The following is a 9,602-nucleotide window of genomic DNA, read 5'->3' as shown; positions in this document are numbered from 1 at the left end:
CTTCGACAGCGTCACCCCCGTTCCCGCAGCAGCACCCGCGCCCGCCCCCGCCGTGCGGATCGACGGCGTCTCCAAGCGCTTCGGCAGCGGACCCGTCGTCCTCGAGGACGTGTCGCTCGACATCGCACCGGGCGAGTTCGTGTGCCTGCTCGGTGCATCCGGATGCGGCAAGTCGACGCTCCTCAACCTCATCGCGGACCTCGACAAGCCCACTGCGGGCCGGATCGAGACACCCGCCGAGGGCGCCGCCGTGATGTTCCAGGAGTCGGCGCTCATGCCGTGGCTCACCGCGCGTCGCAACGTCGAGCTGGCGCTGCGCCTGCGCGGCGTGCCCCGCGGCGAACGGCGCGAGAAGGCGCTGACGCTGCTGGATGCCGTGAACCTCGCGGACGCGGCCGAGAAGCGCCCGCACGAGCTGTCGGGCGGCATGCGTCAGCGCGTGGCACTGGCCCGCGCCCTCGCCCAGGACCGTCCGGTGCTGCTCATGGACGAGCCGTTCGCCGCGCTCGACGCGATCACCCGCGACCTGCTGCACGAAGAGCTCGAGCGCGTCTGGCGGGCGACCGGTCGCACCATCGTGTTCGTCACGCACAACGTGCGCGAGGCCGCGCGGCTGGGCCAGCGCGTGGTGCTGATGGGAAGCCGCCCCGGCCGCATCGTGCAGGAGTGGACCATCGCGAAGACCACCGGACGCCGCATCGAGTCGCCCGAGGTCGCCGCCCTGTCGGTGGAGATCACGGACCAGCTGCGGAAGGAGATCCGCCGCAATGCCGCGTGACACCACACTCGCCGAGCAGACCCCGGCCGCCCTTCGACAGGCTCAGGGACCGAAGGGCAGGACTGTCGCCGCCACCGACGCACCGGCCGACGACCTGCGCAGCCTCGCCGCCGGTCTCGACAGCCTCCAGACGGATGCCGAGCGCGGCCCGGGCCCGTGGCGCCGGTTCGCGACGAGCGTCGTGCCGCCGATCCTCTTCGTCATCATCCTCATCGTCGCCTGGCAGCTCTACGTCGTCATCGCCCAGCCGCGGCCCGACATCGTCCCCGGCCCGGTGGACGTGTGGAACGCACTCGGCCTGGCGTGGGACTCCGGCCGCCTGCAGGAGGCCGTGGCCACCAGCCTCGAGCGCGGCGTCATCGGCTTCCTCATCGCGATCGTCGTCGGCACGCCCATCGGCCTGCTGCTCGCCGAGGTGCGGCCGATCCGCCGAGCCGTCGGCCCGATCATCTCGGGCCTGCAGGTGCTGCCTTCGGTCGCCTGGGTGCCGGCGGCCATCATCTGGTTCGGTCTCTCGGACGCCACCGTCTACTTCGTCATCCTCATGGGTGCGATCCCCTCGATCGTCAACGGCCTCATCGCGGGCATCGACCAGGTGCCGCCGCAGCTGCGCCGCGTCGGCACCGTGCTGGGCGCCTCGCGGTGGCAGCTGGCCACCGCCGTCATCCTGCCCGCCGCCCTGCCCGGCTACCTCGCCGGGCTCAAACAGGGCTGGGCGTTCTCGTGGCGCTCGCTGATGGCGGCCGAGATCATCACCGTCGGCGGCACGATCGGCTTCGGCCTGGGCACGATGCTGCAGAACAGCCGCGAGCTCGCCGACCTCGCCGGTGTCCTCGGCACGATCCTGGTGATCCTCGCGATCGGCGTGCTCATCGAGCTCGTCTTCTTCGGACCTCTCGAGCGACGGATGCTGAAGCGCCGGGGTCTCCTCGTCACGGGAGGTGCCCGATGACCGCCGATGAGCCCCGAGCCCTCCCGGTCGTTGAGCGAGCGAGGAACGAGCGAGACGAAACGCCCACGGTTCGCGATGAGGCTCAGGACGTTTCGTCTCGCAAGCTCGCTCAACGACCGGACTCGACCCCGGCGGGCAAGGTGTGGCTCGTGGGCGCCGGACCCGGCGACTCCGGACTCCTGACCCTCAAGGGACTGCGCGCCCTCGAGGCCGCCGATGTCATCGTGGCCGACCGGCTGGGCGCACGCGCCGTGCTCGACGGCCTCGCCGCCGACGGCGTTGATCTCCATGCCGAGGTCGTCGACGTCGGCAAGCAGCCCGGTCACCACGCCGTGCCGCAGGACGCCATCAACGCCCTGCTCGTCCAGCTCGCCCAGGACGGCAAGACCGTCGTCCGACTCAAGGGCGGCGATCCGTACGTGTTCGGCCGCGGCGGCGAGGAGCTCGCCGCCTGCCAGGAGGCGGGAGTGGTCGTCGAGGTCGTCCCCGGCATCACCAGCGCCATCTCGGTGCCCGCGATCGCCGGCATCCCGCTCACCCACCGCGGCGTCGCGACCGCCTTCACGGTCGCCACCGCCCACGACCAGATCGCGTCGCTCAGCGGCGGCCGCGACCACACCGTCGTCCTGCTCATGGGGATCGCCACGCTGGCGAACTCCGCGATCACGCTGGCCCGCGGCGAGCGCGGCGGCGACTGCCCGGTCGCCGTCGTCGAGGACGGCTTCGGCCCGCGCCAGCGGGTGACGGTGGGAACGCTCGCCACGATCGCCCACCAGGCGGCGGCCCGCGGCATCCGCTCGCCGGCCGTCGTGGTCGTCGGCGATGTGGTGCGGCTCAGCCCGTACGCGCCCGCGGCCCTCGCGACCCTCGATCTCTCCTCGTACGACCCGCTCGCTCCCGAGCGCAGCCCGCGCGCCTGACCGGCCGCACGCGCGCTCCGTCCTCCCGACCCGAAAGAACCCACTGTGACTTCTTCGAGCCCTGTGCCCACCTCTGATCTGGCGGACCTCCGCGTCGCGATCGTCGGCGCCGGCCCCGCCGGGATCTACGCCGGCAACATCCTCACCAACTCCCTTCGACAAGCTCAGGGACCGGATGCTGAGCCTGTCGAAGCACGCATCGACCTGTTCGAGTCGCTTCCCGCGCCGTACGGCCTCATCCGCTATGGCGTCGCGCCCGACCACCCCCGCATCAAGGGCATCGTCAACTCGCTGCACGAGATGCTGGATGCCGGCACCACGCGGTTCATCGGCAACGTCGAGGTCGGCCGCGACATCTCGCTCGCCGAGCTGCAGGAGCGTTACGACGCGGTGATCATCGCGACCGGCGCCATCCGCGACGCCGCGCTCGACATCCCCGGCATCGACCTGCCGGGTTCGTACGGCGCCGCCGACTTCGTCGCCTGGTTCGACGGGCACCCCGACGTGCCGACCGAATGGACCCTCGATCAGCGCGAGGTCGCCGTGATCGGCAACGGCAACGTCGCACTCGACGTCGCCCGGGTGCTCGCCAAGCACGCCGTCGACCTGCGGTCCACCGAGATCGCCGACAACGTGCTGGCCGGCCTCGAAGCGTCAGCGGTCACCGACGTCCACGTCTTCGGCCGACGCGGCCCGGCCGACATCAAGTTCACGCCCATCGAGCTGCGCGAGCTCGGCGAGGTGCCGAACGTCGACATCGTCGTGCACGACGAGGACTTCGTCGACGCCGACCCCGCGAACGCGACGAACAACCAGCTCAAGGTCATGCTGCGCGTCCTCAACAGCTGGCGCACGCGCGAGTCGACCGGCGCGCCCCGGCGCCTGCACCTGCACTTCTACCACTCGCCGGTCGAGGTGCTCGGCGACGGCAAGGTCGAAGGCATCCGCTTCGAGCGCAACGAGCCCATCGGCGACGGGCGCGTGCGCGGCACCGGCGAGTTCCGTGAGATCGCCGTGCAGCAGGTGTACCGTGCGGTCGGCTACTACGGCACACCCGTCATCGACGCGCCGTTCGACGAGAAGGCCGGCGTCGTCTCGAACGTCGAGGGCCGGGTCAAGAACACGGCGACCACGGGCGACGACGACGCCCCGGTGATCCCGGGCCTCTACGCCACCGGCTGGATCAAGCGCGGGCCCGTCGGCCTCATCGGCCACACGAAGTCCGACGCGATGGAGACGATCGCGCACCTCGTGGCCGACGTCCGGGCCGGGGCGCTCACCGCCCCCGCGATCGACGGCGACGTGCTCGACCTGCTCGACGAGCGCGAGGTCGCCTACACGACGTGGGACGGCTGGCTCGCCCTCGACGCGCACGAGCGCGACCTCGGCGCGAACCACGTGCACACCCGCGAGCGCGTCAAGGTCGTCCCGCGTGACGAGCAGGTCGGCATCTCACGGGGAGCGCTCGTCCGGTGACGTATGTGATCGCCCTGCCGTGCGTCGATGTGAAGGACCGCGCGTGCATCGACGAGTGCCCGGTGGACTGCATCTACGAGGGAGAGCGGTCGCTGTACATCCACCCCGACGAGTGCGTCGACTGCGGCGCCTGCGAGCCTGTCTGCCCGGTCGAGGCGATCTACTACGAGGACGACCTGCCCGACGAGTGGCAGGACTACTACAAGGCCAACGTCGAGTTCTTCGACGACATCGGATCGCCGGGCGGGGCGGCCAAGACCGGCGTCATCGCGAAGGACCACCCGGTCATCGCGGCACTTCCCCCTCAAGGAGACGGCCATGACTGACGCTCCTCCCGCAGCGGACTCGTCGGTGCCGTCGAGCACCGAGGTCGACGTCGTCATCATCGGCGGCGGCCCTGCGGGGCTCTCGGCCGCCCTCAACCTCGGGCGTGCCCGCGCCTCCGTCGTGCTGGTCGACGCCGGGCGGCCGCGCAACGCCGCCACCCTGCGCTCGCACGGCTTCCTCACGCGCGACGGCGTCTCGCCGCTCGAGCTGCGCAAGCTCGCCCGCGCCGAGCTCGCCGCCTACCCGAACGTGCGCGTGCTCGATCGCACCGTGGTTACGGCGCTGCTCGAGAACGAGGGCGACGACGGGCTGCGCTTCATCGCCGCGCTGCAGGGCCGGGGATCCGGCATCCCGCCCGCCGTCGCGGCGCGGTCGGTGCTCGTGGCGACCGGGCTGCGCGAGACGCTGCCCGACATCCCGAGCCTGCGCGCGTTCTACGGCATGACGGTCTTCAGCTGCGCCGCGTGCGACGCGTGGGAGCTGCAGGACCGCCCGCTCGCTCTCATCGGCGAGACGCCGGACCTCGCCACGCGCGCCCGGCTGATCGCCCGCTGGACCGACCGGCTCACCGTCTTCACCCACGGGTCGGACGCCGTCGACACGGTCGAAGAGGCGGAGCTCGCGGCATCCGGAATCGTCGTCGAACGCCGCGAGATCGACGACCTCGAAGGCGATCGCGGGGCGGTGTCGGCCGTGCGCCTCGTCGACGGGACGCGCGTCGAGATCGACGGCGGCTTCGTACGGCCGCAGTGGCACCCGGCGCTCGATTTCATCGGCGGCATCGAGCTCGACCGCGACGTGTTCGGCAACCTGGTCACCGACCGCTCGGGGCGCACGTCGCTGGCGGGGCTGTACGCGGCGGGGGATGCCGCCTCCCCGGGTCCGCAGCAGCTCATCGTCGCAGCGGGGCAAGGGGCGCGGTCCGCCGCCGTGATGGTGCACGACCTGGTCGGCGTCCGCACCGCGCACTGAGCGCGGTGTCGGCCGCGGGTGGAGTGTCACCCGCCGTGGCGACGGTGTCAACCCCGGGGCACGAGGCCGGGCATCGCGCGTAGCGTCACCGCATCCACACCGCATCGACACCACGCGGAGGCCACCATGAGTGACAACCCCGACTTCATCGAGCTGCAGAAGTACCTCGGCGGCGTCGACTATCCCGCCAGCCGTGAGGACCTCGTCGCGACCGCCCGCGAGAACGGGGCGCCCGACGACCTCGTCTCACTCCTGGAGGAGTCCGGCAGCGATTCGTTCGACGACCCCACCGACGTCAGCCAGGCCGTCACTCGCGGCTGAGCGTGACCGGCGCACCGCGTCGAGCGGTGCGCCGGTCCAGGGCTCGCTCCGGCGCGGCGGTCAGGGCACGCGGTTCAGCGTGCAGACGAACTGCTTGACGACGCCGTTGTCGACGAGGTCGCCGGCGGTCAGCGCCGCCCACACCTCGTCCGCGGCATCCAGCACGCCATCGTGGTCGAGGTCGCCCGACGCCAGCGCGGCGCCGTACCCGTGGGGCGCCGACACGGCGTGCACCTGCCACCGGCCGCCATTGAAGCCGGGGTCGCCCGGCGCGACTTCGGCGACACTCGCCTGCGCGGCGCCGAAGCTGTAGATGACGTCCCACGACTGTGCCGGCGCGCGCGTGTGCGACAGGTCGGTCGGGGTTGCGACCGTCCGCCACAGCACGTGGTCGACGTAGATGACGCCGTCGTCGGTGACGCCGCCCGAGCCTGCAGCGAACGCCGCACCGCCCGTCGTCAGCGACACCGCGCCGATCGCTGCCGCCACCACTGCTGCGGCCAGCCGGCCGCGCGAGAACTTCTTGCGAATCATCGGATTCCACCTTCCCTCCCGGCCGGGTGGCCGGTACGGGCTCAGTCAACGCGCGGCCGCCGCCGCACTCCATGACGGCGCCCTCACCGACTCCTTACGAAGTCCTTTCGCGCCGCCGGGAAGGCGCCCCGATCGGTGCGGGGGCCTCGCCGCGGACCTATCCTGACCACGTGAGCACGGTGCTGGTCGTCGATGACGATGAGGACGTCGGCGATGTCGTCGCCGCGTACCTCCGCAGCGCCGGTCACACCGTGCGGCGGGCAGCGGACGGGATCGACGCCCTCCAGGCGGTCGTCGCCGAGCGTCCCGACATCGTCGTGCTCGACCTGATGCTTCCCGGCATCGACGGCCTCGAGGTCTGCCGCCGCTTGCGGCAGAGGTCGCCCGAGCTGCCGATCGTCATGCTGACCGCGCGCGGCGAAGAGGACGACCGCATCCGCGGGCTCGAAGTCGGAGCCGACGACTACGTCACCAAGCCCTTCAGCCCGCGGGAGCTGGTGCTGCGCGTGCAGTCGGTGCTGCGGCGCAGCGCCTCGCTGGCGGCAGAGGCGTCCGTCCCCGCGGAGCTGCCCGACGTCGCCGTCGACGGAGACCTGGTCGTCGACCGGAGAGCCCGCCGGGTGCATCTGGCCGGCAGCGAGCTCTCGCTCACCGTTCGCGAGTTCGACCTGCTCTCGTGGCTGGTCGCCCACCCCGGCGACGCCCTGCGCCGCGACGATCTGATGCGTGACGTGTGGGGCTGGGACTTCGGCGACCCGTCCACCGTGACGGTGCACGTGAGCCGGCTGCGCGACAAGATCGAGCACGATCCTGCCTCGCCGCGCCGGCTCGTCACCGTCTTCGGGGTCGGGTATCGATGGGATGCCGCGACATGAGCATCTCGACGGACGCCCTGCTCTTCTCGGCCGGCGCGGCGGCGGCGACCGGCATCGTCGGCGCGGCGCTGGTGCTGGCGCTCGCTCGCGTGCGTGTGGCAGCGGCCGCCATCGTCGCCCCGCTGGTGGTCGTGCTCTCGATCGCCGTGGGCGTCGTCGTCGGCGCCGCGTCGATGCTGCTGACCGCCGGCGACATGACCGGCCTGCTGCTGGTGCTGCTCGCGAGCGTGCCGGCCGCCCTGGCCGCGGGCATCGTGATCGCCGCTCGCATCCAGTCGGCCGCACGCGCCGCCGAGCGGGCCGCCGCCGCGGCCGAGACGGAGCGGCGGGTCGAGGGGCAGCGCCGCGACCTCGTCGCGTGGATCTCGCACGATCTGCGCACGCCGCTCGCCGGCATCCGCGCGACCGCGGAGGGCATCCACGACGGGGTGCTGACCGACGCCGCCGCGGCCGCCGTCACGATCCAGCGGAACGCGCAGCGCATGAGCGACATGGTGGACGACCTCCTCACGCTCTCCCGGCTGCAGGCGCCGTCGGTCGCGCTGGAACGTACCGACGTCGACGTCGGCGACCTCGTCTCCGACACCGTGGCGTCACTGCGCCCGCTCGCCGACGCCGGCGGTGTCACGCTGTCGGGGAGCGCCGAGACGGGTGCACGGGCACGGGTGGCCGCCCCCGAGCTGCGCCGGGCTGTGACGAATCTGGTGGCCAACGGCATCCGTCATTCGCCGCCCGGCACCACTGTCGAGACGACCGTCGAGCTGCGCGACGGCGCGTTGCGGATCGCCGTCGCCGACGCCTGCGGGGGCATCGCGCCCGGCGACCTGCCGCACGTCTTCGAGACCGGATGGCGAGGCAGCGCGGCCCGGCCCACCGATGCCGGGGCCGGACTGGGACTCGCGATCGTCCGCGGCGTCGCCGACGCCCACTCCGGATCCGCCACCGTCCGCAATGCCGCGGGCGGCTGCGTGTTCGAGTTGAGGCTGCCGCTCCGCTCGGAGCCGTGACCGGGGGTTCGGGCACCGTCGGGCGTCGGGCCTGTTGGCGCGTCGGGCGTCAGGCCTGTACGGGTCTCAGGCCTCGTCCGGCGGGAGTGCGTCGCGGCCCGCGGCGAGCATCTCGCGCACCTGGTCGCCGTGCGTCGTGGCGGGGCTCACGGTGTCGGGCCACGACGCCAGGTGGGCCTCCGCCCACTCCGTCCAGGCGACGATGTGCTCGTAGTGGCCGACCATGAACGTGTTGGCCAGCGCGAAGAGGTGGCGGCGTTCCGGGAAGGTGCCGCCGGTCGTGCTGATGTACGCGGCGTAACGCGCGAACATCTCGCGCTGCGCGAGAGCCTGCTCCCTCGTCTGCGCGAGCGTGCCGCGCAGGTCGTCGAGCGACCCCTGGTCGGCCAGCAGCACCCGCACCATGCCTTCGAACTCGAGGGTCGGCGGCCGCACGGGAGTGCTCAGCCAGGTCGCGAGCGCCGCGCGCCCCTCCGGAGTGATCGCATAGATCGTGCGCGCGCGCTTGCCGGTGTGCTCCTGCCGGGTCGAGACCAGGCCGTCGTCGCTGAGGCGATTCAGCAGCGCGTAGCGACCTCGATCGGCCGACGGCCACAACTCCGCCACGCCGCGGCCGAGCTGTTCGGCGAGCTGATACGCCGACCAGTCGTGGTCGGCGAGCAAGCCGAGGATGAGGTAGCCCGTGGTCGAGAGCTCACGGTCAGCCACGGCGTCCTCCTTGTTCCGGTCGGGTGCGGTTCGCGCGCGGAACGTAAAGGGTATCCCGCCGGCGGCTCATCGACTCTATACTGCGAAGTGCAGTATGCATGGGCGCGGGATCCCGAGTGGGGACGAGGGCCCGTCGCCGGACGGCAGCCCGGCGCGGGGGCACCGGCTGCCTCGCGGCGGGCGATCTGGGGATCGCCCGCCGCACATCCCGCCTCGCGTCGCTGCCGGACACGATGGCCCTGCCGCAGCCACCTGGGGTCGCTCTCGATGCGGTGAGGCAGGATGGGCTTCGATGTCACTGCCGACCGACCCTCCGCTCGACGAGCTGCGCGCGCTGCGCGAGCGCGCGTACGGTCGCGATGCCGACATCCAGGACGACCCGCAGGCGCTCGCGCGCCTTCGTGAGCTCGAAGCCCAGTCGGCGGGGACCGCTGCGGCAGACGGCACGACCCCGAGCGCTGCGACGGATGGGACGCCGCACGATTCCGCCGCTGCCGGCCGCGCCGGCGATCCGACTGCGGCGGCCAGGGTCGGCGACGACCCGGGGCGGTTGCCGTACGGCGGCGGGGTGACGGATACCGCCTCCCCCCGCAGCGGAATCACCCCGCTGGGCGCGCCCCCTGGTGCGGGCTCGGCGGTCGACGCCGGCGGTGTCACGCTGTCGGGGAGCGCCGAGACGGGTGCACGGGCACGGGTGGCCGCCCCCGAGCTGCGCCGGGCTGTGACGAATCT

At 72.5% G+C, this 9,602-nt stretch carries 11 protein-coding genes and 1 pseudogene; 10 read left to right on the top strand and 2 right to left on the bottom strand.

Annotated elements, in window-relative coordinates; all coding sequences use genetic code 11:
• Positions 1 to 52: 52 nt before the first annotated feature.
• The 7 genes from ACI3KY_RS19345 to ACI3KY_RS19315 all read left to right on the top strand — a co-directional run bounded on the left by ACI3KY_RS19345 (position 53) and on the right by ACI3KY_RS19315 (position 5,746).
• Positions 53 to 778, top strand: coding sequence for an ABC transporter ATP-binding protein (locus ACI3KY_RS19345; protein ID WP_308866658.1), 726 nt, complete (start codon positions 53 to 55; stop codon positions 776 to 778).
• Positions 768 to 1,730, top strand: coding sequence for an ABC transporter permease (locus ACI3KY_RS19340; protein WP_404931755.1), 963 nt, complete (start codon positions 768 to 770; stop codon positions 1,728 to 1,730). Before ACI3KY_RS19345 ends, ACI3KY_RS19340 begins: the two co-directional genes overlap by 11 nt.
• Positions 1,731 to 1,870: 140 nt before the next feature.
• Positions 1,871 to 2,650, top strand: coding sequence for a uroporphyrinogen-III C-methyltransferase (gene cobA, locus ACI3KY_RS19335; RefSeq protein WP_404931754.1), 780 nt, complete (start codon positions 1,871 to 1,873; stop codon positions 2,648 to 2,650).
• 78 nt (positions 2,651 to 2,728) lie between these two features.
• A complete protein-coding gene (locus ACI3KY_RS19330) occupies positions 2,729 to 4,126 on the top strand; it encodes an FAD-dependent oxidoreductase (RefSeq protein WP_404931756.1) in 1,398 nt (465 codons plus the stop codon).
• Positions 4,123 to 4,452 (top strand): ferredoxin, encoded by a 330-nt coding sequence (gene fdxA / locus ACI3KY_RS19325; protein WP_109208608.1) that lies wholly within the window; start codon positions 4,123 to 4,125, stop codon positions 4,450 to 4,452. Before ACI3KY_RS19330 ends, fdxA begins: the two co-directional genes overlap by 4 nt.
• Positions 4,445 to 5,425, top strand: coding sequence for an NAD(P)/FAD-dependent oxidoreductase (locus ACI3KY_RS19320; protein WP_404931753.1), 981 nt, complete (start codon positions 4,445 to 4,447; stop codon positions 5,423 to 5,425). Before fdxA ends, ACI3KY_RS19320 begins: the two co-directional genes overlap by 8 nt.
• Positions 5,426 to 5,551: 126 nt before the next feature.
• A complete protein-coding gene (locus tag ACI3KY_RS19315) occupies positions 5,552 to 5,746 on the top strand; it encodes a DUF2795 domain-containing protein (protein WP_404931752.1) in 195 nt (64 codons plus the stop codon).
• 60 nt (positions 5,747 to 5,806) lie between these two features.
• On the opposite strand, the gene ACI3KY_RS19310 is transcribed toward ACI3KY_RS19315, so the two are convergent.
• Positions 5,807 to 6,280 carry a hypothetical protein gene (locus ACI3KY_RS19310; protein WP_404931751.1) on the bottom strand — a complete coding sequence of 158 codons (474 nt, stop codon included), beginning with the start codon at positions 6,278 to 6,280 and terminating at the stop codon, positions 5,807 to 5,809.
• A gap of 170 nt (positions 6,281 to 6,450) precedes the next feature.
• Between ACI3KY_RS19310 and ACI3KY_RS19305 the strand changes: the two genes are divergently transcribed.
• Positions 6,451 to 7,155, top strand: a complete 705-nt coding sequence (locus ACI3KY_RS19305) for a response regulator transcription factor (RefSeq protein ID WP_404931750.1) — start codon at positions 6,451 to 6,453, stop codon at positions 7,153 to 7,155.
• Positions 7,152 to 8,162 (top strand): sensor histidine kinase, encoded by a 1,011-nt coding sequence (locus ACI3KY_RS19300; RefSeq protein ID WP_404931749.1) that lies wholly within the window; start codon positions 7,152 to 7,154, stop codon positions 8,160 to 8,162. Before ACI3KY_RS19305 ends, ACI3KY_RS19300 begins: the two co-directional genes overlap by 4 nt.
• A gap of 66 nt (positions 8,163 to 8,228) precedes the next feature.
• Here ACI3KY_RS19300 and ACI3KY_RS19295 read toward each other — a convergent pair whose 3' ends face one another.
• The gene (locus ACI3KY_RS19295) at positions 8,229 to 8,870 is read right to left on the bottom strand and encodes a PadR family transcriptional regulator (protein WP_404931748.1); all 642 of its coding nucleotides are present in this window, start codon (positions 8,868 to 8,870) and stop codon (positions 8,229 to 8,231) included.
• A 292-nt stretch (positions 8,871 to 9,162) separates the two neighbouring features.
• Here ACI3KY_RS19295 and ACI3KY_RS19290 point away from each other — a divergent pair.
• Positions 9,163 to 9,602: pseudogene (locus tag ACI3KY_RS19290) on the top strand (hypothetical protein); the annotation flags it as partial.

This window comes from Microbacterium sp. ZW T2_14, assembly GCF_044987405.1.
Classification (GTDB): domain Bacteria; phylum Actinomycetota; class Actinomycetes; order Actinomycetales; family Microbacteriaceae; genus Microbacterium.
The sequence above is the reverse complement of the archived record's forward strand: the minus strand, read 5'-3'. Positions and strand labels throughout refer to the sequence as shown.